The sequence below is a fragment of the Amycolatopsis sp. NPDC058278 genome (assembly GCF_042881395.1).
Classification (GTDB): Bacteria; Actinomycetota; Actinomycetes; order Mycobacteriales; family Pseudonocardiaceae; genus Amycolatopsis.
In genome coordinates, this window is record NZ_JBHVXZ010000141.1 from 1 (window position 1) to 23747 (window position 23747).

At 71.1% G+C, this 23747-nt stretch carries 25 protein-coding genes; 10 read left to right on the plus strand and 15 right to left on the minus strand.

The annotated features are described in order from the left end of the window. Positions 1-128 precede the first annotated feature (128 nt). From ACFVYA_RS42665 to ACFVYA_RS42700, 8 genes are all read right to left on the minus strand, one after another. Positions 129-1322 carry a sensor histidine kinase gene (locus ACFVYA_RS42665; protein ID WP_387053362.1) on the minus strand — a complete coding sequence of 398 codons (1194 nt, stop codon included), beginning with the start codon at positions 1320-1322 and terminating at the stop codon, positions 129-131. Beyond that, a complete protein-coding gene (locus ACFVYA_RS42670) occupies positions 1319-1966 on the minus strand; it encodes a response regulator transcription factor (protein WP_013222808.1) in 648 nt (215 codons plus the stop codon). The genes ACFVYA_RS42665 and ACFVYA_RS42670 overlap by 4 nt, the downstream gene beginning before the upstream one ends. Positions 1967-2029: 63 nt before the next feature. Further along, positions 2030-3310 (minus strand): cation:proton antiporter, encoded by a 1281-nt coding sequence (locus tag ACFVYA_RS42675; protein WP_387053364.1) that lies wholly within the window; start codon positions 3308-3310, stop codon positions 2030-2032. Beyond that, positions 3307-4572, minus strand: coding sequence for a cytochrome P450 (locus tag ACFVYA_RS42680; protein ID WP_387053366.1), 1266 nt, complete (start codon positions 4570-4572; stop codon positions 3307-3309). Before ACFVYA_RS42680 ends, ACFVYA_RS42675 begins: the two co-directional genes overlap by 4 nt. Next, positions 4569-5639 (minus strand): alpha-hydroxy acid oxidase, encoded by a 1071-nt coding sequence (locus ACFVYA_RS42685; protein WP_285988268.1) that lies wholly within the window; start codon positions 5637-5639, stop codon positions 4569-4571. Before ACFVYA_RS42685 ends, ACFVYA_RS42680 begins: the two co-directional genes overlap by 4 nt. Further along, on the minus strand, positions 5639-7174 hold the full coding sequence (locus ACFVYA_RS42690; protein WP_387053368.1) for an NAD(P)-binding domain-containing protein: 1536 nt from the start codon (positions 7172-7174) through the stop codon (positions 5639-5641). Before ACFVYA_RS42690 ends, ACFVYA_RS42685 begins: the two co-directional genes overlap by 1 nt. 270 nt (positions 7175-7444) lie before the next feature. Continuing rightward, positions 7445-8368: an aldo/keto reductase gene (locus ACFVYA_RS42695; RefSeq protein ID WP_387053391.1), complete on the minus strand. Its 924-nt coding sequence runs from the start codon at positions 8366-8368 to the stop codon at positions 7445-7447. Positions 8369-8418: 50 nt separating this feature from the next. Next, positions 8419-8820 carry a MerR family transcriptional regulator gene (locus ACFVYA_RS42700; RefSeq protein WP_013222802.1) on the minus strand — a complete coding sequence of 134 codons (402 nt, stop codon included), beginning with the start codon at positions 8818-8820 and terminating at the stop codon, positions 8419-8421. Positions 8821-8903: 83 nt separating this feature from the next. Between ACFVYA_RS42700 and ACFVYA_RS42705 the strand changes: the two genes are divergently transcribed. Continuing rightward, the gene (locus tag ACFVYA_RS42705) at positions 8904-9521 is read left to right on the plus strand and encodes a TetR/AcrR family transcriptional regulator (protein WP_387053370.1); all 618 of its coding nucleotides are present in this window, start codon (positions 8904-8906) and stop codon (positions 9519-9521) included. On the opposite strand, the gene ACFVYA_RS42710 is transcribed toward ACFVYA_RS42705, so the two are convergent. Together ACFVYA_RS42710 and ACFVYA_RS42715 are read right to left on the minus strand one after the other, a co-directional pair. Next, a complete protein-coding gene (locus tag ACFVYA_RS42710; RefSeq protein ID WP_387053372.1) occupies positions 9494-10765 on the minus strand; it encodes a hypothetical protein in 1272 nt (423 codons plus the stop codon). The two genes, ACFVYA_RS42705 and ACFVYA_RS42710, sit on opposite strands and share 28 nt — an antisense overlap. Then, positions 10762-11337: an RNA polymerase sigma factor gene (locus tag ACFVYA_RS42715; protein WP_387053374.1), complete on the minus strand. Its 576-nt coding sequence runs from the start codon at positions 11335-11337 to the stop codon at positions 10762-10764. Before ACFVYA_RS42715 ends, ACFVYA_RS42710 begins: the two co-directional genes overlap by 4 nt. A gap of 76 nt (positions 11338-11413) precedes the next feature. Here ACFVYA_RS42715 and ACFVYA_RS42720 point away from each other — a divergent pair, with 76 nt between their 5' ends. After that, positions 11414-12808 carry a hypothetical protein gene (locus tag ACFVYA_RS42720; RefSeq protein WP_387053376.1) on the plus strand — a complete coding sequence of 465 codons (1395 nt, stop codon included), beginning with the start codon at positions 11414-11416 and terminating at the stop codon, positions 12806-12808. Here the strand turns inward: ACFVYA_RS42720 and ACFVYA_RS42725 are convergent. From ACFVYA_RS42725 to ACFVYA_RS42735, 3 genes are read right to left on the minus strand one after another with little or no spacing between them, the layout of a single operon-like run. Beyond that, a complete protein-coding gene (locus tag ACFVYA_RS42725; protein ID WP_387053378.1) occupies positions 12790-13731 on the minus strand; it encodes a pentapeptide repeat-containing protein in 942 nt (313 codons plus the stop codon). The two genes, ACFVYA_RS42720 and ACFVYA_RS42725, sit on opposite strands and share 19 nt — an antisense overlap. 34 nt (positions 13732-13765) lie before the next feature. Continuing rightward, a complete protein-coding gene (gene upp, locus ACFVYA_RS42730) occupies positions 13766-14389 on the minus strand; it encodes a uracil phosphoribosyltransferase (protein ID WP_285988261.1) in 624 nt (207 codons plus the stop codon). A gap of 5 nt (positions 14390-14394) precedes the next feature. Further along, entirely contained in the window at positions 14395-14817 is a 423-nt protein-coding gene (locus tag ACFVYA_RS42735) for a protein-tyrosine phosphatase family protein (protein ID WP_387053380.1), read from the minus strand. A gap of 85 nt (positions 14818-14902) precedes the next feature. Here ACFVYA_RS42735 and ACFVYA_RS42740 point away from each other — a divergent pair, with 85 nt between their 5' ends. The 5 genes from ACFVYA_RS42740 to ACFVYA_RS42760 all read left to right on the plus strand — a co-directional run bounded on the left by ACFVYA_RS42740 (position 14903) and on the right by ACFVYA_RS42760 (position 19077). Then, positions 14903-15517 carry a DUF1707 domain-containing protein gene (locus tag ACFVYA_RS42740; protein WP_285994078.1) on the plus strand — a complete coding sequence of 205 codons (615 nt, stop codon included), beginning with the start codon at positions 14903-14905 and terminating at the stop codon, positions 15515-15517. A gap of 4 nt (positions 15518-15521) precedes the next feature. Continuing rightward, positions 15522-15716 carry a hypothetical protein gene (locus ACFVYA_RS42745; protein ID WP_387053382.1) on the plus strand — a complete coding sequence of 65 codons (195 nt, stop codon included), beginning with the start codon at positions 15522-15524 and terminating at the stop codon, positions 15714-15716. A 94-nt stretch (positions 15717-15810) separates the two neighbouring features. Further along, positions 15811-16785, plus strand: a complete 975-nt coding sequence (gene deoC / locus ACFVYA_RS42750; protein WP_387053383.1) for a deoxyribose-phosphate aldolase — start codon at positions 15811-15813, stop codon at positions 16783-16785. Then, positions 16785-18218, plus strand: a complete 1434-nt coding sequence (locus ACFVYA_RS42755; protein WP_285988257.1) for an aldehyde dehydrogenase family protein — start codon at positions 16785-16787, stop codon at positions 18216-18218. The genes deoC and ACFVYA_RS42755 overlap by 1 nt, the downstream gene beginning before the upstream one ends. Continuing rightward, complete coding sequence (locus ACFVYA_RS42760) at positions 18211-19077, plus strand: aldehyde dehydrogenase family protein (protein ID WP_285988256.1); 867 nt, start codon at positions 18211-18213, stop codon at positions 19075-19077. The genes ACFVYA_RS42755 and ACFVYA_RS42760 overlap by 8 nt, the downstream gene beginning before the upstream one ends. A gap of 236 nt (positions 19078-19313) precedes the next feature. On the opposite strand, the gene ACFVYA_RS42765 is transcribed toward ACFVYA_RS42760, so the two are convergent. Continuing rightward, a complete protein-coding gene (locus ACFVYA_RS42765) occupies positions 19314-20177 on the minus strand; it encodes a hypothetical protein (protein ID WP_387053385.1) in 864 nt (287 codons plus the stop codon). 75 nt (positions 20178-20252) lie between these two features. Beyond that, entirely contained in the window at positions 20253-20891 is a 639-nt protein-coding gene (locus ACFVYA_RS42770) for a TetR/AcrR family transcriptional regulator (RefSeq protein WP_285988255.1), read from the minus strand. Between the two features lie 177 nt (positions 20892-21068). On the opposite strand from ACFVYA_RS42770, the gene ACFVYA_RS42775 reads away from it, so the two are divergent. The 3 genes from ACFVYA_RS42775 to ACFVYA_RS42785 are packed head-to-tail and all read left to right on the plus strand — an operon-like array spanning position 21069 to position 23721. Next, positions 21069-22289, plus strand: coding sequence for a cytochrome P450 (locus ACFVYA_RS42775; protein WP_387053387.1), 1221 nt, complete (start codon positions 21069-21071; stop codon positions 22287-22289). 10 nt (positions 22290-22299) lie between these two features. Then, the gene (locus ACFVYA_RS42780) at positions 22300-23490 is read left to right on the plus strand and encodes a cytochrome P450 (RefSeq protein ID WP_387053388.1); all 1191 of its coding nucleotides are present in this window, start codon (positions 22300-22302) and stop codon (positions 23488-23490) included. Positions 23491-23526: 36 nt separating this feature from the next. Beyond that, complete coding sequence (locus tag ACFVYA_RS42785; RefSeq protein ID WP_013222786.1) at positions 23527-23721, plus strand: ferredoxin; 195 nt, start codon at positions 23527-23529, stop codon at positions 23719-23721. The last annotated feature ends 26 nt before the right edge of the window (positions 23722-23747 follow it).

A 23747-nucleotide genomic window follows, 5' to 3' on the forward strand; every position in this document is an offset into this window, starting at 1 on the left:
AAACTCCCGTGAACCCGGGCGTAACTCGCTGGTGGGACGCCGTAACTCGCGGTATGGGCGCCGCACCTCGCGAGTTCGGGAATAAAACACGCGGGATCCGGGCCCAGTCACGCGAGTTCCGGCTCTGGTCACGAGGGGTCGGCGCGGAGGAGGCGGAGGGTGAACGTGGCTCCGGCTCCGGGGCGGGCCGCGGCCGCGATCGTGCCGCCGTGACCCGTCACCACTTCGCGGACCAGGGCCAGGCCGAGGCCGAAGCGGCGGCCGTCGCCATCGGAGCCGCGGGCGAACCGCTCGAAGATGCGGTCCGCGTCGGTGGTGGGGAAGCCGACCCCGGTGTCGCGGACCCGCAGCTCCACGTGCCGCTCGTCGGGGACGCCGAGCCACACCTCGATCGAGCCGCCCGGCGGCGTGTGGCCGAGTGCGTTGTCCAGCAACGCCGACAGCACCCGGCGCAACGCCGTCGGCACGCCCTGGACGACGTACGGCCGCCGCTCCCGCGTCACCGCCAGCCGGACCTGGCCCTCCTCCGCCCGCACCGCTTCGGCCGCCACCGCTTCCTCGGCCAGCACCCCCAGCTCGACCAGCTCCAGCGACGGCCGTTCGCCGCACGCCTGCGCGGAGAGCAGCAGGTCTTCGACGACCTCGCCGAGCTCCCGCGTACCGCGCACCAGCTGGTCGAGTTCCGCCGCGTCCCGCCCGGACGACCGCCGGGCGAGCAGCTGCGCGCGCGTGTGCAGCCGGGTCAGCGGGGCCCGCAGTTCGTGGGACGCGTCCGCGACGAACGTCCGCTGCCGCCGCAAGGCGTCCTCCAGCGGCCGGATCGCCCGGCGGGCCAGCACCCGCCCGCACCCCAGGGCCGCCAGCAGCGCGAGCACTTCGGCGACGCCGAGCCCGGACACCAGCGACGCGCGGTCCTGGACCTGGTACCGCTCCTCGAAGAACGCCTGGGAGACGACGCCGCCGCGGTTCTCCACCCGGATCGTGTGCGTCATCCCGCCGATCGACCTTCGCTCGGTGTAGACGTCGCCGGGCGACGGCACGAACGCGTCCAGCTCCGCGATCGGCATTCCCGGCGGCGGCGGGCCCGCGGGCGCGTGCGCCCCCGGGGTGAACAGCCAGACGCAGCCCGGCGGGGTCGCGCCGGGACCGAGCTGGATCGTCCTGGCCAGCAGCCGGTCCGCGTCGGCGTGCTGGCCGGACAGCAGGATCCCGTACGCGATCGCGCCCGCGACGGCCACGAGCAGCGACACCACCACGGCGATCTGCGCGGTGATCACCCACCGCGCCCGCCGCAGGGCCCGCTCCTCGAAAGCGGGACTCATACCACGCCGATCTGGTACCCCAGGCCGTGCACGGTCCGCACGACGTCCCGGCCGAGCTTGCGCCGCAGGTAGTACACGTAAGTATCCACAATGGACTCACCGGTCGAGTCGGCGAACACCCGGGTGCGCAACGCCGCCCGCGGGTGGATCGCCTTGGGCCGCTGCGCCAGCGTCCGCAGCAGCTCGAACTCCCGCCCCGACAGCGTGATCCGCTCGCCACGCGGCAGCACGACTTCGTGGCGCTGCAGGTCGAGGGCCGCCGTGCCCAGCGGCAGGCACTCGGCGCCTTCGAGGTCACGGCGGCCCAGCGCGCGCAGCCGCGCCAGCAGTTCCTCGGCCTCGAACGGCTTGACGAGGTAGTCGTCCGCGCCGGCGTCGAGACCCGCCACGCGGTCGGCCACCTCCCCCAGCGCCGAGAGCACCAGGACCCGCGTGGTCACCGCCCGGGCCCGCAGCCGCCGCAGCAGCTCGAGCCCGTCGAGCACCGGGAGCCGGCGGTCGATGACCATCACGTCGTAGTGCCCGGTGAGCCCGAGGTGCAGGCCCCGCTGGCCGTCGTGCGCCGCTTCGGTTTCGTAGCCCTCGTCCGCGAGCAGCTCGCCCAGCATGCCCGCCAGTTCCCGGTCGTCTTCGACCAGCAGCACTCTCGGTTTCGCCACCCCGTCGCGCACCGATCCATCTTGGCAGTTATTTCCGAACTTGAAGAATCAACTTTTCCCGGTCACCGGAACGGGCTCGACCGTCAGGAGCAGCTCGGTGCTCCCCTTGCGGGCATCCCGCCGGTCGAGCCACGCCAGCACCGGCGCGGTCATGATCGTGGTGACCAGTGCGACGAGCACCAGCACGGTGAACAACGCCGGCGAGACGATGCCGGCGGCGAGCCCGACGTTGAGCGCGATCAGCTGCATCAGCCCGCGGGCGTTGACCAGCACGCCGACGCGCGTGGCGACCGCCGGCGGCTCCCCCGCCAGCCGCGCGGCGCCCCAGGACGCGCCCAGTTTTCCGATGATCGCGACCGCCACCGTCAGCAGCGCGAAGGCGAGCAGCTTCGGGTCGGCGAGCAACGCGAACCGGGTGTTCAGGCCGGAGTAGGTGAAGAACAGCGGAACGAACACGATCGACCCGATCGGCATGATCTTCGCGAGCACGGCGTCGGAAGCCGCGCAGCGCGGGAACGCCACCCCGACGGTGAACGCACCGAACACCGCGTACAGCCCGATGGTGTCGGTGAACCAGGCGGCCGCGAACAACGTCATCGCGGTGATGAGCACCCGCTGGTCGACGCTCATCCGCTCGCTGCCCATCACCCGGGTCAGCAGGCGCCGCCCGACGATGAACACCAGCAGCGCGAAGAGCAGCCCGCCGCCGAGGGCGAGCGCGATCGGCCCCAGCGACCCGGCGTGCATCCCCAGCACGACCGCCAGCAGCAGCCACGCGAGGACGTCGTCGAGCGCGCCGCAGGCCAGCGCCAGCGAGCCGAACCGGGTCCCCCCGATCCCGCGTTCGGTGATGATCCGGACCATCATCGGGAAGGCGGTGATCGCCACCGCCACCCCGACGAACGCGGCCGACGTCACCAGCGATACGCCTTCCTTGCCGATGCCGACCCACGACGTGCCCAGGATGGCGACGCCGACCCCGAGCGCCAGCGGCACCAGCGTCCCGGCCGACGAGATCGCCGCGACCGACTTCCGCGACTGCATGATGCTGTTCAGGTTGAACTCGTAGCCGGCCCCGAACATGTAGATGACCAGGCCGATCTGGCCACCGACGTAGAGCAGCGACCGGATCGCGTCCGGGAACAGCGCCGCCTGGACGTCCGGCAGCAGCAGCCCGAACAGCGAGGGGCCGAGGAGCACCCCGGCGATCATCTCCCCGACCACCGGTGGCTGGCCGAGCTTGACCGCGACCATGCAGACCAGCCGGACCACCACGAGGATGGCCACGACGGCGAGGAAGAACGTGGGCGCCGCTTCGGACGGGCTCATCGATTGCCTCCGGCGAAATAGGTCGAACACAGGGCTTGGCGACGGGCGTCGAGGACCATGTACGTGCCGAACACGAGCTGGGCGAAGCTGCGCCAGACGTCTTCCCAGCGGTCGCGGACCGCGAGCCACACCAGGGGTGCGCGCCGGTGGCGGCCCCCGCGGGGCGTGAGCAGCACCGGGCCGCGGTTGGGGATCGAGCGCGTGTGGGCGGCCGTCGAGGCGAGGCTGAAGCGGCGCAGCACTTCCCGCGTCACGACCCGCATGGTCGGCGGCGCGAGCCCCCGCGCCGGGCAGGCGCGGTTCTGCGCGACACCGAAGGGGATGAAATCGTCCTTTCCGGACTGGGCGGCGTAGCCGGGGTAGCTGAAGCACAGCACCGTCCCCGCCGGGATGGTCAGGTCCGCCACCTCGATGTCGGCGGTGGAGATCCGGTGCGCGATGCCGAACAGCGGGAACCGGCGGAGGCCGTCGTCGATGACGCGGTCGAGGTAGGCGTCGTCGTCCGGGTGCGCGGCGAGCCGCCGCTGGGTGTCCGGCGACTTCGCGATGATCATCAGCAGGTGCGCCATCGCCTCGGACATCTGCACGACGGCGGTGTTGAAGAACGTCCCCTGCAGGTAGTAGGCCTGCTCTTCCGGGGTCAGGGGCTCCGGCAGCGGGTGCGGGACGTCGGCGAGGCGCCGCCGCAGGTACTTCGTCAGCCGGGCCCGGCGGCGCATGTTCCGCGGCCGCACGCACTTGAGCGCCGAGACGACGTCGTCGGCGTGCCCGACGATGAGGTCGCGCGCCTCCGGCGGGCACGGCTCCTCGAACACCAGCTCGTGGTACAGCTCGGCCCAGATCGGCATCATCACGTCGCGCAGCCGGACGAGGCCGGGCTCGACGCCGTCGAGGACGTGCGCGGCCACCCGCCGGGCCAGCTCCTCGGAGTCCTTTTTGGACCGGATCAGGATGTGCCGGGTGCACTTGGCGACGGCGTCGTAGCGTGACCCGGCCTCGAGGTGCTCCTGGTGCACCTCGGGCCCGGGCGCGAGCCAGTACCAGAACAGGTCGGACAGGGCGGCGCCGCGGCTGCGGCCGTTCGCCGCCGGGTCGGCGTAGACGCGCTTGAAGTCCCCGGCGCCGACCTGCGGGCCGGGGATCGTGACCGCGTCCTGGCCGTTGACCAGCGCGAAGATCTTCATCCGCAGCGCCACGACACGTTGTGGCAGCCAGACCGGCGCGGACACCGCCGCCGCGGCGGCCAGCACCTTGCCGATCACCGCCGCACCTGGTCCGGGGTGAGATCGGCCGGGTGCCGCCCGCCGCACAGCGCGAGGGCCTGGTCGAAGTCGTCCCGCAGCAGGTCCAGGACCTCGGAGACGCCTTCGCGGCCGCCCGCCGCCAACCCCCACACGATCGGGCGGCCGACGCCGACCGCGTCCGCGCCCAGGGCGAGCGCCTTGACGACGTCGGTGCCGCGGCGGATCCCGCCGTCCAGCAGCACCGGCAGCGCACCTCCGACCGCCGCCGCGATCTCGGGGAGCACGTCGATGGTGGCGGGCACGGTGTCGAGCTGGCGGCCGCCGTGGTTGGACACGACGATCCCGGCGACGCCGTGGTGCACGGCCAGCCGCGCGTCCTCGGCGTGGAGCACGCCCTTGATCAGCACGGGGAGCTTGGTCCTGCCTCGGAGCCACGCGATGTGGTCCCAGTTCAGCCCGGCCGACATGACGATCTCGCGGACATGGCTCGCGTTGCCACCGCTGCGGTTTTCCCCCAGGTTGCGGAGGTTTTCCACGGCCAGCCCCGGCGGCAGGTCGTGGAAGGCGTTGCGGTCGTCGCGTTCGCGGCGGCCGAGCACGGGCGAGTCGACGGTGACGACGAACGCCTTCACGCCCGCGGCCTCGGCGCGGCGCACGATCGCCTCGGTGAACTCCAGGTCCGGCTGCAGGTAGAGCTGGAACCACAGGCCCGGGTCCGGCGCGGCCTCGCGGGCCGCCGCGGCGATGTCCTCGATCGCCGTGGTCGCGGCCATGCTGACGACCATGATCGTGCCCGCCCGCGCCGCCGCCCGCGCGGTGGCGAGCTCGCCGTCGGGGTGCGCCAGCCGGTGGAACGCCGTGGGCGCGACGAGGATCGGCATCGAGGACGGCGTCCCGAGCAGCTCGATGCTCAGGTCCCGTTTGTCGCTGCCGCGCAGCACCCGGGGCACCAGCCGCAGTTCCTGGAACGCCGTTTCGTTCTCGCGCAAGGTGATCTCGTCCTGCGCGCCGCCCGCGAAGTAGTCGTAGTGGACCGGGTCGAGGCGGCCACGGGCCGCCGCCTCGAACTCCGCGATCGTGCGCATCAGAGCTCCCGCGTGAAGAACGCGGTCAGCGGCTCGACGTGCACCTCTTTGTCCCACTCGTTCTCGAGGTTCTCGGTGACGTGGTGGGTCGCGACCAGCTCGCCGCGGCGGTAGTGCCGGACGATCGGGTGCAGGTAGTGGCCTTCGCCGGAGTCGTTCGCCTTGTCCTGGGCGGCGCGCGCGACGAAGTCGAACGGGTCGATCTTGTCGTGGTCGGGACCGTAGTCGAGGGTGACGACGTAGGCGTCGGCCGGCGGGTCCTGGAGAACGCGGTCGACCGGCACCTCTTCGAGGTAGCGGGCGGTGTCGCCGTCCATGACCAGGACGTCGCCGAGGAAGCCGAACTGCTGGTACAGCGCGGAAGTCCGGTTGATCCGGGTGATCACCGCGTCGGTCAGCGCGTCCGGCTTGGCGGGCAGCTCGACGCTCGGCCACGGCGTGTCGTGGTGGCGTTCGTTCAGGACCTTGGCGAGTGCGCGGACGCCGTAGCGGAAGCCGTGGATGAACGCGCTGGTGGCCTTCTTGAAGTCGCGGACCTGCGTGATCGTGCCGGCGAAGTAGAGGCCGGGCACGTTCACCGACTCCCAGTCCGGGGTCTGCGCCGGGAAGCGGTCGTTGATGGTCAGCTCCGGGCGGCAGTCCTCGTCGAACAGCGACGCGTCGAACCGGAAGCCGGTGCAGCCGATCACGCGGTCGTAGCGGATCTCCTTGATCACCTCGTCGGCGCGGGCGAAGGCGAACTTGACGTGGTAGCCGTCGGCGTCTTTGCGGACTTCGCGCACGTCGCCGTCGAGGATCGCGTGCTGGAGCTTCAGCTGGTACATGTCGAGGATGCCGGCGTTGTACGCGCGGAGGTGGCCGACGAAGTGCGTGCGCCAGGCCAGCTTCACCGGCCGCGGCCCGCCGACGTGCACGACCGCGGCCGTCTCGATGAGGTTGTCCGCGGTCTCGAACGCCGAGTTCCCCTTGCCCAGCACGAGGACGCGCTGGCCGGTGAAGCTCTTCGGGTCGACGTCGACGTCCACGTACTGGTCGATCAGCTCGACGCCGGGGAACTGCGGGATGTAGGGCTTGGTGACGCCGGTGGCCATGATCAGCCGGCGCGCTTTGAATTCCTCGTCACCCGCCGTGAGGACGAAGATCTCCTGCTCGCGGCGGATGCGCGTCACCCGGGTGTCGTAGCGGACGTTCACTTTGTGCTTCGCCGCGTAGTCGGCGACGTAGCGGAGGAAGTCCGGGGCGTCCGGGAAGAGCTTGTCGCTGTAGCCGGTGAAGACGAGCTGGTCGTCGTCGCCGTCGGCGAGGATGGAGTTCCAGTCCATCCGCATGCGCAGCTCCGGGTCGCTGTACCCGGTGTGCTTCTTGTTGATGGAGATGAGGGTCCGGTGCCGGGGGAAGGTCTCGAAGAAGTGCCCGGGCGCGGAACCGGCTTCCAGCACCAGGTACCGGTGCCCGGCGTGGCCGAGGTGCTGCCCCAGCTGCAACCCGGCCGGCCCGGCCCCGACGACCAGATAATCGAGCACTTCCTCCGCCACGACGACCTCCTGGGGCTCGGCACCGACCGCATGATCGGCGCCGAGCCTGCTCCGGAGATCTCAGAAAAGCCTCAGAAGTAAGTTACTTCCCGCCCGCGGCTCGTGACCGAAGCCGGAACTCGCGTGATCCGCCGCGTAAGCCGCGTGATCAGAGCCGTAACTCGCGTGATCGAAGCCGTGACGGCCCCGATCACGCGAGTTGCGGTCTCAAGCACGCGAGTTACGGCCCGGATCACGCGAGTTACGGCCCGGATCACGCGAGTTCCGTGGTCACTTCCCGGCCGCGCGGGCGAGGCGCTCGGGGTAGCGCTCTCCCGCGATCGCGTCGGCCGGTGCGGCTGCCGCGATGGCGGCCAGGTCGTCCGCCGTCAGCTCCAGTGAAGCCGCCGCCACGTTCTCCTCGAGGTACTTGCGGCGCTTGGTGCCCGGGATCGGCACCACGTCCTCGCCCTGGGACTGGACCCACGCCAGCGCCAGCTGCCCGGCGGTGACGCCCTTGTCCGAGGCCAGCTCGCGCAGGGCCTCGACGATCGCCATGTTCCGCTCGAAGTTGCCCTCGGCGAAGCGCGGCAGGCCGCGGCGCATGTCGTCCTCCGGCAAGTCGGCGACCGACGTCACCGCGCCCGTCAGGAAACCGCGGCCCAGCGGCGAAAACGGGACGATCCCGATGCCGAGCTCCCGGCACGTGTCCAGGATTTCGCCTTCGATCCCCCGCGTCCACAGCGACCACTCGCTCTGCAACGCCGTCACCGGGTGCACCGCGTGCGCGGCCCGGATCGTCGCCGCGCTCGCCTCGGAAATCCCGGCGTACCGGATCTTCCCGGCCTCCACCAGCGAAGCCAGCGCACCCCAGGTCTCCTCGATCGGCGTGTCCGGGTCGACGCGGTGCTGGTAGTAGAGGTCGATGTGGTCGACGCCGAGGCGGCGCAGCGACTCGTCGCACGACTGCTTCACGTACTCGGCGTCACCACGAGCGCCCATCGCGCCGTCGTTCCACACGATGCCGAACTTCGTCGCGAGCACGACCTCGTCGCGGCGGCCGGCGATCGCGCGGCCGACCAGCTCCTCGTTGACGCCGTTGGCGTAGACGTTGGCCGTGTCGAGCAGCGTCACACCGAGCTCGAGCGCGCGGTGGATGGTCGCGATCGACTCCTCGTCGTTGTCGCGGACGCCGTAGGCCTGGCTCATCCCCATGCAGCCGAGCCCCTGGGCGCCGACTTCCAGGCCGCCCAGCTTCCTGTTCTTCACGCGGAAATCTCCTCCATACCGGGTTCCACGCCGAGCACCTTGCGCTCGACCTGGGCGTAGTTTTCGATCTTGTAGTCGAGGATGTCGAGACAGCCCTGCAGCTCCGCGATCCGCTCGGCGACCGACCGGCGCTGCTCCACCAGCAGGGCCTTGCGGCGGCCCGCGCTCGCGACACCGTGACGGCGCAGCGACGCGTACTCGCGCATGCTCTTGATGGGCATCCCGGTGGTGCGCAGCTTGGTCAGGAAACCCAGCCAGTTCAGGTCGTCGTCGGAATAGGCCCGGCGGCCCGCGGTGTCGCGTGCGGGCGGGTCGAGCAGTTTGATGCGCTCGTAGTACCGGAGGGTGTCGATGGACAGTCCGCTACGTCGCGCGGCTTCCGCTATCGAGTAGCTCATGGCCCGACAGTACGACCTGGAGTGCACTCCAGGTCAAATTCCGGCGCTGGCCTTCCATAACACCGTTCCGATACGCTGCGTACATGGCGCGACCACGCACGCACGACGAGGCGCTCCGGCTCAAGCTGCTCGACCGGGCCGGCGAGCTGCTCGCGGCCGACGGGCCCAAGGCGCTCTCGCTGCGCAAGCTGGCCGCCGACGCCGGGACGTCGACCACCGCCGTGTACTCGCTGTTCGGCAGCAAACCCGATCTGGTGAACGCCCTGTACACCGAGGGCTTCCGCCGCTTCGGCGCCCGGATGGCCGGGACGCCGCTGACCGGCGACGCCGTCGAGGACCTCGTCGCGCTCGGCAGCGCCTACCGCACGAGCGCGCTGGCCGACCCGCACCTCTACGGGATCATGTTCACCAAGTCCGTGCCCGGGTTCGAGCCGAACGAGGACGCCGAGAAGCTCGCCCGCGAAACGCTCAAGCCCCTGGAACGGATCATCCGCCGCGCCATCGCCGACGGCGTCTTCCTCGACGTCCCGCCCGAGACGGTCGCGGTCGGCTGCTGGGCCATCGTGCACGGCCTGGTGTCGCTGGAGCTGGCCGGCAACCTGCCGGAGGGGTTCGACGTCACCGGCTCCTACGAGCGGGCCCTGCGCGCGAACGCCTCCGGCTGGCTGCGGCCTCAGACCAGCGGCAACGTCCCGTCGTAGACGATCGCGCCTTTCGCGTCCCGCGCCACCACGTGGACCTTCGTTTCCGGGTCGATCTTGATGTTCGCGGGGGCCCACACGACGACCATGCCGTCCACGACGTGGGCCTCGGGGCTCGTCCCGCCCCCGAAGTCGACGATCGCCGTCGTCGCCGTCACGGGCAGGGCCGCGGCGAACGGACGGAGGGCCTTCCCCGGCGGGGCACCCGTCTGGGGATGGCCCAGGGTGTCGACCACCAAGGGGCGCACCGGCGGCGTCTGCGGTCCGGGGCCGTTGTCGAAGGCGCGGACCCGCGTCTTCCCCGGCCGCCGGTAGTCGGGCTCGGTCGTGCACACCACGAACCGGTCGCCGTGGCGGCCGAGGACCACCCGGTACTCGTCCGTCTCGAGCAGCGGCCCCGGCGCGTACGCCGCGGCATCGGGGATCGCCTCGACCTCCGCCGCCGCCAGGCAGTCGCCCAGCGCCCGGCCCGCGGCGGACGTCCGGTCGGTGGTCACCGGCCGGTCGACGACCGAAAGCAGGGGCGGCGGCGCTACGGGCAGCGTCTTCGCGTCCGGTTGCATCGGCTTGCCGATGGTGAGCGTCGTCCGCGCCGGGGCGCTCCGGGTCACCCCGACGAACTGGCGGGTGACCGGCGAGAAGGAGATGGTCTGCGACTGGTTCTCGCCGTCCTCGGTTCGCGAATCGAGAAACAGCCCGTCCCCATCGGGGGCGAGGATTCCGCCGACCATCCCGGTCGCGCTGTGCAGCAGCAGCCCCGTGCGCGTGTCCGGGGCGTAGGCGGGCGTGGCTTCCGGGTCCGACAACGTCACGGTCGTGTCGGTGGTCTCGCAGAACATCGGCTTGCCGGCGGCGGTCGCCGCGACCACCGAATCCGGCTGCAGGACGGTCGTGAACAGCGGGACCCATTCCTCGCGCGGGGGCACGCGGTCCGCCTTGCCCGCCGCCTGCACCGCAGCCCAGCAGCGGTCCAGGGACGAGGTCGCCACCTGCACGTCGAGGGTGAGGGGGTTGGGGACCTCCTCGCTCGGCGGCGGTTCCGGCGCGGGACCGGCCACGGGCTGCTGCCGGATCACCTGCGTCGCCACGATCGCGCCCGCGGCCAGCACGACGACGGCCGCGGCGGCGTACCAGACATGCGCCGGGCGGCGCTTCGCGATGCTTTGGCGGACTTCGGCGCGCAGCCGCATGCGGACGTCGTCGGGCAGCTCACGCCGGGGCGGCAAATTCAGGCCGTCGCTCATTTCCCTGCCTCCTTCAGCAACGTACGCAGTCGTGCGCGGGCCCGGGACAGGTGGGCGCGGACGGTGACCTCGGCGACCGTCAGCAACGCGGCCGCGTCGGCGACGCTCACGTCACCGAGCAGGCACAGCTCGACGACCTCCCGCTGCGCCTTCGGCAGCGTCCGGACGGCCTCGACGATCTCGCGCAGCCGCTGCTCGCCGTCGAGCCGCTCGGCCACCGCGTCAGCGTGGTCGGACACCACCGGCGGGTCCGGGATCTTCCGCAGCAGCCGTAGCCGTCTTCGAACCCCGCGGTATTCGTCCCGGGCCGCATTGGCGGCGACCGTGTAGAGCCACGGCAGGGCGCTGTCTCGCACCAGCGTGACGTCGGCGCGGCGGCGCCAGGCGGTCAGGAAGGTGTTCGAGGTCAGGTCCTCGGCCGCGCTCCACGAGCCCGTCAGGCGGTAGGCGTGGTTCCAGACGGCCTCCGCATGGCGTTCGAAGAGCTCGCTGAAGGCCACTTCGTCGCCTTCGGACGCCCGGTTCCACAGTGTCCGGTCACCCACCGGCGCCCCCGTCGCTTGACTGGTCACACCTCTCAGTGGCCGGCACGGGTCCGGATGTTGCGCGCAACTTCCGCGAACCGGACGGCCACTTCCGGTCGTGATCATGGAGCAGGTCCGGACGACGGACAACCTTCGCCTGCGGCTGCCGGCGGCCACGGCGTGCGTGTCGGCGGTGGTGTTCCTGCTGGCCCGGCCGCACCTCGTCGACGACACGTTCATCACGCTGTCCTACGCGCGGAACCTGGCGTTCCACGGGCACTGGGGCCTGCTGGCCGACGCGACGTCGAACTCCGCGACGTCACCGGCGAACGTCCTCGCCTTGGCGGCGTTGACGTTCGTGGTGCGTGACGCCGTCTTCGCGGCCGGGGTGCTGTACGTCCTGTGCCAGGTCGCGCTCGTCCTGGCCCTGCGCCGGCTCGGCACCGCCTTGCCGCGCTGGTTCCCGGCACTGGCGTTCGTGGCGCTGACGGTGAACCCGCTGCTGCTGTCGTCGATCGGCCTGGAAGTCGCGCTGGGAGCGGCGGTGCTCGGGTGGCTGGCCGTGTTCGCCGTCTCGCACCGGCCCCTGGCCTTCGGCCTTGCGGCGGGCGCCCTCGCGCTCGTGCGGCTGGACCTGCTGATCTTCGCGTTCGTCCTGGGGTTCTGCGTGCGCTCCGGACGTGCCGTGCTCGGGGCCGTGCTGGTCGCCCTGCCGTGGTTCGCCTTCAGCTGGGTCGTGCTCGGCGCGGCGGTGCCCGACACGGTCGTCATCAAGACGCTGCAGGGCGCGCAACGGACGTGGGGCGACTGGGATTTCGGCAACGGCCCGCTCTTCTACGCCCGGACCGCGTTGTGGACGACCGTGCTGTCGTTCCTGCCGACGGCGGTGGTGCCGCTCGCCTTCCGGCGGTCGCCCGAGCTGCGGCCGTTCGCGCTCTTGGCCGTGGGCGGGGCGCTGTACCACGGGACGTACGTGCTGCTGAACGTCCCGCCGTACCACTGGTACTACGGCCCGGGCATCACGACGGCGACGGTCTTCCTCTGCGCGTGGGCTTCGGGCCGGCTCGCCGTCGGCGGAGTGCTCGCGCTGGTGGCCGCTTCCGTCGTCGCGTACGCGGCCCCGGGACTGCCGCGCGTGTTCGCGCCGCTGACGTCCAACTACGCCTCGACGGCGAAGTACACCGAGATCGGCCGCGACCTCCGCGCGCTGGCCGGGTCGCGTGTGATCGGCAGCGCCGGGGAGATCGGCGTGCTGGCCTACACGTGCGAGTGCGCGATCGTCGACGTCTTCGCCGACCGGGGCCTGCTTCCCGCGGCCATCGAAGCCCGCGGCGCGGGGAACCGGTGGGTCCGCGCGGCGCTGCGGGTCGATTACGCGTTCTTCGACTTCGGCGTCCGGCCACGCCGGCCCGACCTGGTGCTCCGGCGGTTGCCCGTCCCGCCGCCGGACGCGCTCGCGCACTGGACGCTCGGCGCCCCGACACTCGGGCCGCAGGAGCTCTACTTGGTGCCGGTCTGAGGAAGCTCCGGCTCGACCGCGAACGTCGCGCCTTCCAGGTCGAACTCGTGCTTGCTGTGCTCGAACACGACCTCGGCGGCGAACGTGGTGTGGTGGAACCGCATGCCACCCTCCGACCGCGTCCGCGCGAAGCGGGCAACGCCCTCGAAGCGCGCCCAGGAGAAGTACGCGCCTTCGGCGAAAACCGACCGGTCGAAGTTCGCCAGCTCGGTGAAACGGGTGCCGTAGAAGCCGGTCTTCTGCGCGAAGGTCGTCCCCCGCATGTGCACCGAGCCGATGAACGTCGCGTGGCTGAAGTCCGCCACCACCACCTCGCAGCCGCTGAGGCGGAAGTCGACCAGGTTCGCGCGCTGCAGGTCGATCGACATGCCCGGCCAGAACGCCGGGTGGTCCGCCGCGAGGTGGGTCTTCAGCAGTTCCTGCGCGGCGAGGCGGACCTGAAGCTCGGCGGCGTCGTAGTCGACGTCCTCGTCCGCGCGCCGGACCGCGTCCGCGCCGCGGATGCCCTTTTTCGGGCTGTGGAAGGGCATCCGCAGGTAGGCGCACAGCACGTTCACGATCGTCTGGCGCTGCTTCGGGTTGTCCTGCCCGAGCCGCTCCAGCGCGTACAGCCCGCCGAGCCGGACCGGAGCCTTCTCGCTGCCCAGCTGCTCGACGGCCTTCGTGTACAGCTCGGTGACCCGCCGCTCCTCCAGGTCCCGTTCGGTGACGGACGCGACGCGGGTCGTCTCGGCCAGCTGCAGCTCCAGTGTGCGCTGGCGGCGCGTCGCGAGCCACAGCGCGAACACGCCGCCCGCGGCCGCGCCGACGCCGAACGCCGTCTTGACCGCGTCGATCCGGACCGGCGCGTCCGGCCGCCCGGACCAGGCCAGGAACAGCCAGAGCAGCGCCCCGGTGACGGCGGCGACCGCGACGGCGGTCACGGCGATCCACCGCCACTTCAGGACCGGCACCGGCTCAGACGGCGCCGTACTGGCGGTCACCCGCGTCGCCGAGACCCGGGACGATGAAGCCCGAGTCGTTGAGGCGCTCGTCGATGCTCGCCGTGACCACCCGGACCGGCAGGCCCGTCTTCTCCAGGTGCGCCAAGCCCTCCGGCGCCGCGAGCGCGCAGATCGCCGTCACGTCGTCGGCGCCGCGGTCGGTGAGCAGGCGGATCGTGTACTCCATCGAGCCGCCGGTGGCGAGCATCGGGTCGAGCACCAGCACCGGCCGGTCGGCGAGCGATTCCGGCAGGGACTCCAGGTACGGCGTCGGCTTGAGCGTCTCCTCGTCGCGCGCCAGGCCGACGAAGCCCATCTGCGCGTCCGGGATCAGCTTGTGCGCCTGGTCGGCCATGCCCAGCCCGGCGCGCAGCACCGGCACCAGCAGCGGCGGCTTGGCCAGCTTGTAGCCGTCGGTGCGGGCGACCGGCGTGTGGATCTTCTCGATCTTCACCGGCACGGCGCGGGTGGCTTCGTAGACCAGCATGACGGTCAGCTCGTGCAGCGCGGCCCGGAACGCGGCGCTGTCGGTGCGCGCGTCGCGCATCGTGGAGAGCCGGGCCTTCGCGAGGGGGTGGTCGACGACGTGCACATCCATGCGGGTCAATCTAGCCGTTTCGCGAAGCTCTTCACCCAGCCGCGCTGCCAGGGCGTTTCGACGGCTCGCTCGTGGTAGTGCTGCCTGGTCCAGGCGACGGCCCGGTCGGCGGGGACGCCGGAGAGGATCGCCAGGCAGGCCATCACCGTCCCGGTCCGTCCCGCGCCGCCGTAACAGGCGACCTCGACGGTCTCGGTCTTCGCCCGTTCGTGGAGGGCCTTGATCTGGCGACGGGCGTCCGCGGGGCTCGTGGGGAGCAGGAAATCGGGCCAGGTGACCCATTCGTGCGGCCACGTGATGCCTCCGCCGTGCTTGCGCCGAAGCCGGCTCGTCCCCAGGTAGAGCCCGAAATCGGGCTCGGGTCCGTCGAGGCGGGGGCGCGCCAGGCCACGCCCGTGTACGCGGGTGCCGTCCGGAAACTCGACCATGGGCCCAGTGTCCTCCGGAAGATGGACACGCAGGGTGGTTTTCGCCGATAGGCTGCGCCGGGTGAGCGAACTGACGCCCGACCAGATGCGGGCTTCCGACGCGGACCGCGAACGCGTCGCCCAGGTGCTGCACAACGCCCTCTCGGAGGGCCGGATCACGGTCAACGAGCTGGAAGAACGGCTCACGACGGTCTACGCGGCGAAAACCCTCGGCGAGCTGAAGCCGGTGACGGCGGACCTGCCGACGTCGTCCGCGGCCGTCGAGCCGGCGACCACGCGGGCCCTGGGCTTCCCGGACCAGCGCATCGGCGGTCACCCGGGCTCCCCGGTGTCGATCGGCGTGCTGTCCGGCGCGGTCCGCAAGGGCAGCTGGGTCCTGCCCCCGCAGCACAACAGCTTCGCGTTCTGGGGCGGCGCGGAGATCGACCTGCGGCAGGCTCGGTTCGCGGACAAGCACTGCACGATCACCGCGGTGGCGATCATGGGCGGCATCCAGATCACCGTCCCGGACGACGTCAACGTGGACGTCACGGGCCTCGGCCTGATGGGCGGGTTCGTGCTGGAGGACAAGTCGGGCGCACCCCCGGCCCCGCCGACGGCCCCGACGGTGAAGATCAACGGCCTGGCGTTCTGGGGCGGGGTCGTGGTGTACCGGAAACCGGCTCGGCGGACCGAGCCACCGCAGATCGAAGGGGACTGACGTCATGCGCACTTTCACCCGGATCGTCGTGGCCGGCCTGTTCGCCTCGGCCGCCGTCCTGACCGCCGTCCCCGCCTCCGCGGCCCAGCCCGCCTGGTGCTCGGACAGCGACTCGCCCTGCACCGCGCCGGCTCCGCTCGCCGCCACGCCCGACGGCTGGTGCGTGCTTCCCGGCACGGACATCTGCCGTCGATATTGACACTCATCACCTGAAGCGTCACACCGGGTGACTCACCTCCGGCCGCCGCGCTGTCGGGACCGCGCTGCCGGACCCGCCGCCTAGACTCAGGCGCATGACAGCCACGACCAGCACGTCAGCGGCGCCGGCCACCCCGGCACCGCTGGTGGACGCGACTCGCGACGACGCGAGCCTGCGCCGCTTCCTGCTCGGGCTGCCCGGTGTCGACCAGGTCGGCGTCGAGCAGCGCGCGGCGGGCCTCGGCACGCGCAGCATCAAGAAGGACGCCAAGCGGTGGGCCATCGACACCGCCATCTCCATGGTCGACCTGACCACCCTGGAGGGCGCCGACACCCGCGGCAAGGTCCGGGCGCTGGCCGCGAAGGCCGTCCGGCCCGATCCGGACCGCCAGGACACCCCGCGCGTCGCCGCTGTCTGCGTCTACCCGGACATGGTCGCCACCGCCGTCGAAGCGCTGAAGGGTAGCGGCGTGCACGTCGCGAGCGTCGCCACCGGCTTCCCGGCCGGGCGCACTTCGCGGGAGATCAAGCTGGCCGACACCAAGATCGCCGTCGAGGCCGGCGCGCACGAAGTCGACATGGTGATCGACCGCGGCGCCTTCCTCGAGGGCCGGTACATGGACGTCTTCGAGGAGATCCAGGCCATCAAGGCCGCCTGCGGCGACGCCCACCTGAAGGTCATCCTCGAGACCGGCGAGCTGGCGACCTACGACAACGTGCGGCGCGCGTCGTGGCTGGCGCTGCTGGCCGGCGGCGACTTCATCAAGACGTCCACCGGCAAGGTCTCCCCCGCCGCGACGCTGCCGGTCACCCACATCATGCTGCAGGCGGTCCACGACTGGCACCGGCAGACCGGCGAGCTGCGCGGCGTCAAGCCCGCGGGCGGCATCCGGACGACGAAGGACGCGATCAAGTACCTGGTCGCCGTGCACGAGGTCGCCGGCGAGCCGTGGCTGACCCCGGACCTGTTCCGCTTCGGCGCGTCCAGCCTGCTCAACGACCTGCTGCTGCAGCGCCGCACCCAGGTGGACGGCCACTACAGCGGCCCCGACTACGTGACGGTGGACTGATGCCTGTTTTCGAGTACGCACCGGCGCCGGAATCGCGCGCCATCGCGAATCTGAAGGATTCCTACAAGCCCTTCGTCAACGGCGAGTTCGTCGACGGCTCGGGTGAGCCGCTCAAGACGATCAACCCGGCCACCGAAGAGGTCCTGGCCGAGGTCGGCACCGCGTCCAAGTCCGATGTGGACACCGCGGTCAAGGCCGCGCGCAAGGCCTACACCAGCGTCTGGGCCAAGATGCCGGGCACCGAGCGAGCCAAGTACCTCTTCCGGATCGCGCGGCTGATCCAGGAGCGTTCGCGCGAGCTGGCCGTGCTGGAGAGCCTCGACAACGGCAAGCCGATCAAGGAGTCGCGCGACTCCGACGTCCCGACGGCGGCCGCGCACTTCTTCTACCACGCCGGCTGGGCGGACAAGCTGGAGTACGCGGGCTACGGCGCGAACCCGCGGCCGCTGGGCGTCGCGGGCCAGATCATCCCGTGGAACTTCCCGCTGCTGATGCTGGCTTGGAAGATCGCCCCGGCGCTGGCCACCGGCAACACGGTGGTGTTGAAGCCGGCCGAGACGACGCCGTTGACCGCGCTGGTCTTCGCGGAGATCTGCCAGCAGGCGGAGCTGCCGCCGGGCGTGGTCAACATCCTCCCCGGCGCCGGGGACATCGGCGCGTCCCTGGTGGAACACGGTGACATCGACAAGATCGCCTTCACCGGCTCGACCGAGGTCGGCAAGGCGATCCAGCGCCAGGTGGCGGGCACGGCGAAGAAGCTGACGCTGGAGCTGGGCGGCAAGGCGGCGAACATCGTCTTCGAGGACGCGCCGCTCGACCAGGCCGTCGAGGGCATCGTCAACGGCATCTTCTTCAACCAGGGGCACGTCTGCTGCGCGGGCTCGCGGCTGCTGGTCCAGGAGTCGATCGCCGAAGAGGTGCTGGAGAAGCTGCACCACCGCGTCTCGACGCTGCGGATCGGCGACCCGCTGGACAAGAACACCGACATCGGCGCGATCAACTCCGCCGAGCAGCTGGCCAAGATCCGCGGGCTCGTCGAAGCCGGGGACGCCGAGGGGGCGCAGCGCTGGACCAGCCCGTGCCCGGTCCCGGACCGCGGGTTCTTCTTCGCGCCGACGGTGTTCGCGAACGTCCACCAGTCGATGCGGATCGCCCGCGAGGAGATCTTCGGGCCGGTGCTGTCGGTGCTGACGTTCCGCACGCCGGACGAGGCCGTCGCGAAGGCGAACAACACCCCGTACGGGCTTTCGGCGGGTATCTGGACCGAAAAGGGCTCCCGGATCCTGTGGATGGCGAACCAGCTGCGCGCCGGCGTGGTCTGGGCCAACACCTTCAACCGCTTCGACCCCACCGCCCCCTTCGGCGGCTACCAGGAATCCGGCTTCGGGCGCGAAGGCGGCCGCACCGGGCTGGAGGCGTACCTGAATGTCTGACCGAATTTCCGTCGCCAAGACGTACAAGCTGTACGTCGGCGGCAAGTTCCCGCGCTCGGAGTCCGGCCGGGTGTACCCGGTGACGGACGCGAAGGGCAAGTTCCTGGCGAACGCGGCGCACGCGTCCCGCAAGGACGTCCGCGACGCGGTGGTGGCCGCGCGCAAGGCGTTCCCCGGCTGGTCGGCGGCGACGGCGTACAACCGCGGCCAGGTGCTCTACCGGGTGGCCGAGGTCCTGGAGGGCCGCCGCGACCAGTTCATCGCCGAGGTTTCCGCGTCCGAAGGCCTGGCCGCGAAGAAGGCCGAGTCCACAGTGGACGCGGCGATCGACCGCTGGGTCTGGTACGCGGGCTGGACGGACAAGATCGCTTCCGTGCTGGGTTCGGCCAACCCGGTGGCGGGCCCGTACTTCTCCTTCACCGTCCCGGAGCCGACCGGCGTGGTGGGCGTCCTGGCGCCGCAGAGCTCGTCGTTGCTGGGCCTGGTCGAGGTCCTGGCCCCGGTCCTGGCGACGGGCTCGACGGCGGTGGTGGTCTCGAGCGCGGAGCGGCCGTTGCCGGCGATCACGCTGTCGGAGGTCCTGGCGACGTCGGACGTCCCGGGCGGTGTGGCGAACATCCTCACGGGCCACGCGGCCGAGCTGGGGCCCTGGCTCGCTTCCCACGGCGACGTCAACGCCCTGGACCCGACGGGAGCCGCCCCGGCGGACCGCCCGGGCCTGGCGCGCGAAGCGGCGAACACGGTGAAGCGGGTGCTGACGGTCCCGGAGGCGGAACCGGACTGGACCACGGCCCCCGACCTCACGCGGCTGCGGCGGTACCTGGAGGCCAAGACGGTCTGGCACCCGCTGGGCGTCTGAGGCCACGAGCGGAGGCCACCACCCGAAGCCGGGTGGTGGCCTTCATTCTTGTTCAGCCACTGCTGCAGTTCGACCCGGGCCGGCCGGCCGACCACCTGGCCGGCCCGGCCGACCTCTTCGACACGGCTTGGCCGATCCCGTTCGGCCCGGTGGTCCGCAGCGACGCCACCGAACAGTCCGCCGCGACCCTGGGGCGCCCACCTGGCCTACCTGGCCACCCGCGCCGCGGCTTGACGCTAGCTCATCGTCACCGAGAAGTCCGACAGCGTGAACCGGGCCTTGCCGCCGCCGGTCGAGCAGAACTCGATGCCGTAGCCGATCTGGTTGACCGTCGGGTTCGGCGGGAGCAGGCCCTTGCCGATCGCCCACGCGATCATCGCCTTCAGGTCCACACTGCCCGAATACTGCGTCGAGCGGGACACGAACGCCACGTACCCCTCGTCGTCCGCCCAGACGTCGTACGTGAAGCCGCCCGCCACGTACGTCGTCAGCTTGTCGCCCGCCGGGAGCTGCTTGCGGTTCTCCGTCCAGACCATCAGCTCGCTGACGCCGGCGCCGTTGCCCACGCCGTTCAGCCAGAGGTCGTAGGCCACGTCGTAGACGCCGGTGCCCGGGCCGCGACCGGCGAAGGTGGATTTTATCACCGAATAGTCGTTGAACGGTTTTCCGTTCTGGTTGTTGATGTCCTTGTGTACGTTCGGATAGGTTTTCACCGACGTCGAATCGGGCTGGGTGGATTCGACGTACCAGTTGTCGTACGCGCACGCCCGCAACGTTTCCGGGCCCGCTTCCCCGGCGTTCCACATGTTGTTGTGGACGTAGTAGCCGCCGTCGGACCAGCCGCCGTCGGGGTCGCTGGTGGTGAACTCCGGCGTGCGGCAGCTCCGGACCGCCGTGGTCGACGGCGGCGGTGGAGCCGACGGAGGCGCAGGTCGAGACGTCGAAGACGCCGGCGGCGAAGAAGAAGCAGGGGCCGTCACCGAAGAAGACGCGGGCGACGGCGCCGGCAGCGAAGCCGACGCGGCCGCCACGCCGTCGACGGATGCGCCGCCGCACCCGGAGAGCACCGGGAAGGAAATGGCCAACAACACGGCCAGCATTCTTCGTCGCATTTTCCCGCCCGTAGCTGCAATTGCCGGCAGAACGAGGCGGACCCTAACACGGAAATGGGCGAATCATTCGGGGTCGAGGTCGCCCGACGTGATCGGCCGGCCGGGCAGCGGGGAACCCGGCCGCGCACTGAGGCCGTCGATCATGATGCCGACGCACCGGCGGGCCGCCATCTCCGCGACCTCCGGCGCCTTCGCGCGCATCTGCCGCAGCAGCGTCGCCAGCAGGATCGCGATGTCGCCGGACCCGACGTCCTCGCGGAGCCTGCCCTCGGCCTTCGCCCCGTCGACCAAGCCGTCGAGGACCACCAGGATCTCGTCGCGCAGCCGGCGGACCTCCGGGTCGTTCTTCATGATCACCAGCGCCCGGTGCGACACCATGGCCAGCTGCACGCTCAGCTGCAGCGCCACCGAGTGGCGCAGCAGGCGCTCCAGCGCGCGCCACGACGACGTCTCCTCGGCGGCGATCGCACGGGCGTCGATCAGCACCCGTTCGAAGTTGTCCATCGCGACCGCGCGGACCAGCGCGTCGCGGTCCGGGAACCGGCGGTAGAGCGTGCCGACGCCGACGCCGGCCGCGCGGGCGATCTCCTCCATCGGCACCTCGGGACCGGAAGCGGCGAAGATGCTCTTCGCGGCGGCCAGGATCTGGTCGCGGTTGCGCCGCGCGTCCGCCCGCAGGGTGGTCTCGGGGTCTGCCGTCATGCCGTTCGCCTTCCGCTGAATCGCGCGGGGTGATTCTCGCACGGTCAGCAGGCCACGCACCGCCCGCGCGAATGGGTAGCGGGCACCTAGTGGACGACTTCCTTCCGCTTCGGTACCTTGGACAGAGAACCGGAATGTAATCCTCCGCATACTTTCCGTCCGATTTAGGGGTCCGAAATGACTGATCTGGCCGAGCCCGCGACCCGGGACGACACCTTTCCGCTGGCCCGCACCTGCCCGTTCGCCCCGCCGCCGGCGTACGAGAAGCTCCGCGAGGCGGGGCCGGTCCACCGCGTCACGCTGCAGTCCGGCCAGGAGGCCTGGGCCGTGACGCGCCTCGAGGACGTCCGGACCGTGCTGAACGACCCGCGGTTCAGCTCCGACCGGTTCAACCCCGGCTTCCCGATCCTGACCCGGGAGGGACGTCCGCAGCGCCGCCGCTTCACCGCGTCGCTGATCAACATGGACCCCCCGGAGCACGGCGCCGCCCGCCGCGAGGTCGTCGGCGAGTTCACCGTCAAGCGCATGAAGGCGCTGCAGCCGCGGATCCAGCAGATCGTCGACGAGCACATCGACGCGATGCTGGCCGGCTCCAAGCCCGCCGACCTGGTCTCCGCGCTGAGCCTGCCGGTGCCGTCGCTGGTCATCTGCGAGCAGCTCGGCGTCCCGTACGCCGAGCACCACTTCTTCCAGTCGCGCAGCTCCACCCTGCTGAACCGGGAGGTGACGCAGGAAGCGCGGATGCAGGCCGTCGAAGAGATGCAGAACTACCTCGACGAGCTGGTCACCACGAAGGAGGCGAACCCGACCGACGACCTGCTCGGCCGCCAGATCCTCAAGCAGCGCGAAGAGCACGGCGACGTCGCGCACGACGAGCTCGTCTCGCTCGCCTTCCTGCTGCTCCTCGCCGGGCACGAGACGACGGCGAACATGATCTCGCTCGGCACCGTCGCGCTCCTGGAGAACCCGGACCAGCTGGAGATCATCAAGAACGACCCCGGCAAGACCCTCGACGCCGTCGAGGAGCTGCTGCGGTACTTCACCATCGCCGAGTTCGCGACCTCGCGCGTCGCCACGGAGGACGTCGAGATCGGCGGGCAGCTGATCCGCGAAGGCGAGGGCGTGCTGGGGCTGAGCTACTCCGGCAACCGCGACGAAACCGCGTTCGAGAACGCCGACGCGCTCGACCTCGAGCGTGGCGCGCGCCACCACGTCGCCTTCGGCTTCGGCCCGCACCAGTGCCTCGGCCAGAACCTCGCCCGGATGGAACTGCAGATCGTCTTCGACACGCTCTTCCGCCGCATCCCGGACCTCAAGCTGGCCGCCCCGGTGGACCAGCTGCCGTTCAAGCACGACTCGTCGATCTTCGGCCTCTACTGCCTGCCCGTGACCTGGTGAGGGAGACGTCATGACCGCGGTCCACGAATTCCCGATGACGCGCACGTGCCCGTTCGCCCCGCCGCCGGCGTACGCCGAGATCCGCGACGAGGACCCGGTCACCCGGGTGGGGCTGCCCGACGGCAGGCAGGCCTGGGTGGTCAGCCGGCACGAAGACGTTCGGACCGTGCTGAACGACCGGCGGTTCAGCGCCGACCGGCAGCACCCGGACTTCCCGCAGCTGGTGCCGGGGTTCCGGCGGCCGGACGACGAGCGCACCATGATCACCATGGACGCGCCCGAGCACGGCCCGGCCCGCAAGGCCGTGCTCGGCGAGTTCACCGTGCGCCGGATGGAGGCGCTGCGGCCGCGGATCCAGGAGATCGTCGACGAGCGGATCGACGCGCTGCTGGCCGGCCCGAAGCCGGGTGACCTGGTCGAGACGCTCTCGCTGCCGGTGCCGTCGCTGGTCATCTGCGAGATGCTCGGCGTGCCGTACGCCGACCACGACTTCTTCCAGACCCACACGGCGAAGCTGATCAAGCGCGACACGCCCCCGGAGCAGCGGCGGGCGGCAGTCGACGCGGTGCGCGAGTACATGAGCGACCTCATCGCCGGAAAGGAGCCGAACCCGCCGGACGACCTGCTCGGGCGGCAGATCGTCAAGCTGCGCGAAGAGGGCACCTACCGGCGGGCGGCGCTGGCCGCGACCGGGTTCCTGCTGCTCGTCGCCGGACACGAGACGACGGCGAACATGATCTCGCTGGGCACCGTCGGGCTGCTGGAGAACCCGGACCAGCTGGCCCTGGTCCGGGACGACCCGGGCAAGACGCTCGACGCCGTCGAGGAGCTGCTGCGGTACTTCACCATCGTCGACGCCGCCACGGCGCGGCTGTGCGTCGAGGACGTCGAGGTCGGCGGGCAGCTGATCCGGGCCGGCGAAGGCGTGCTGGCGCTGGGCTACGCGGCCAACCGCGACGGAACCGCGTTCGAAAACCCCGACGACCTGGACATCGAGCGCGGCGCGCGCCACCACGTCGCCTTCGGCTTCGGCCCGCACCAGTGCCTCGGCCAGAACCTCGCCCGGATGGAACTGCAGATCGTCTTCGACACGCTCTTCCGCCGGATTCCCGGTTTGAAGCTGGCCGCGCCGGTCGACGACCTGCCGTTCAAGGACGACGCGGCCATCTACGGCCTGTACCGGCTGCCGGTGACCTGGTAGAGACGAACTGCCAAACCACCACAGGAGAAGAGGACCATGAAGATCATCGCGGACACCGGCAAGTGCGTCGGCGCCGGCCAGTGCGTACTCACCGAGCCCTCGCTGTTCGACCAGAGCGAGGAGGACGGCACGGTCATCGTGCTCGACGACCAGCCGCAGGGCGAGCTGGTCGAGAAGGCCCGTGAAGCGGTGCACGTCTGCCCGAGCCAGGCCCTCTCCCTCCAGGAGTGATACAGCGGCGAAGGCCACCTCGAGCC

Coding starts and splice junctions, on each gene's coding strand:
- ACFVYA_RS42695 (WP_387053391.1), bottom strand. CDS start 8,368: ATGGGGATGAGCCAGGCCTACGGCGTCCGCGACAACGACGAGGAGTCG.
- deoC (WP_387053383.1), top strand. CDS start 15,811: ATGACAGCCACGACCAGCACGTCAGCGGCGCCGGCCACCCCGGCACCG.
- ACFVYA_RS42770 (WP_285988255.1), bottom strand. CDS start 20,891: ATGACGGCAGACCCCGAGACCACCCTGCGGGCGGACGCGCGGCGCAAC.
- ACFVYA_RS42765 (WP_387053385.1), bottom strand. CDS start 20,177: ATGCTGGCCGTGTTGTTGGCCATTTCCTTCCCGGTGCTCTCCGGGTGC.
- ACFVYA_RS42710 (WP_387053372.1), bottom strand. CDS start 10,765: ATGAGCGACGGCCTGAATTTGCCGCCCCGGCGTGAGCTGCCCGACGAC.
- ACFVYA_RS42720 (WP_387053376.1), top strand. CDS start 11,414: ATGGAGCAGGTCCGGACGACGGACAACCTTCGCCTGCGGCTGCCGGCG.
- ACFVYA_RS42675 (WP_387053364.1), bottom strand. CDS start 3,310: ATGAGCCCGTCCGAAGCGGCGCCCACGTTCTTCCTCGCCGTCGTGGCC.
- ACFVYA_RS42700 (WP_013222802.1), bottom strand. CDS start 8,820: ATGAGCTACTCGATAGCGGAAGCCGCGCGACGTAGCGGACTGTCCATC.
- ACFVYA_RS42740 (WP_285994078.1), top strand. CDS start 14,903: ATGCGGGCTTCCGACGCGGACCGCGAACGCGTCGCCCAGGTGCTGCAC.
- ACFVYA_RS42665 (WP_387053362.1), bottom strand. CDS start 1,322: ATGAGTCCCGCTTTCGAGGAGCGGGCCCTGCGGCGGGCGCGGTGGGTG.
- ACFVYA_RS42735 (WP_387053380.1), bottom strand. CDS start 14,817: ATGGTCGAGTTTCCGGACGGCACCCGCGTACACGGGCGTGGCCTGGCG.
- upp (WP_285988261.1), bottom strand. CDS start 14,389: ATGGATGTGCACGTCGTCGACCACCCCCTCGCGAAGGCCCGGCTCTCC.
- ACFVYA_RS42775 (WP_387053387.1), top strand. CDS start 21,069: ATGACTGATCTGGCCGAGCCCGCGACCCGGGACGACACCTTTCCGCTG.
- ACFVYA_RS42685 (WP_285988268.1), bottom strand. CDS start 5,639: ATGCGCACGATCGCGGAGTTCGAGGCGGCGGCCCGTGGCCGCCTCGAC.
- ACFVYA_RS42755 (WP_285988257.1), top strand. CDS start 16,785: ATGCCTGTTTTCGAGTACGCACCGGCGCCGGAATCGCGCGCCATCGCG.
- ACFVYA_RS42705 (WP_387053370.1), top strand. CDS start 8,904: ATGGCGCGACCACGCACGCACGACGAGGCGCTCCGGCTCAAGCTGCTC.
- ACFVYA_RS42780 (WP_387053388.1), top strand. CDS start 22,300: ATGACCGCGGTCCACGAATTCCCGATGACGCGCACGTGCCCGTTCGCC.
- ACFVYA_RS42785 (WP_013222786.1), top strand. CDS start 23,527: ATGAAGATCATCGCGGACACCGGCAAGTGCGTCGGCGCCGGCCAGTGC.
- ACFVYA_RS42760 (WP_285988256.1), top strand. CDS start 18,211: ATGTCTGACCGAATTTCCGTCGCCAAGACGTACAAGCTGTACGTCGGC.
- ACFVYA_RS42745 (WP_387053382.1), top strand. CDS start 15,522: ATGCGCACTTTCACCCGGATCGTCGTGGCCGGCCTGTTCGCCTCGGCC.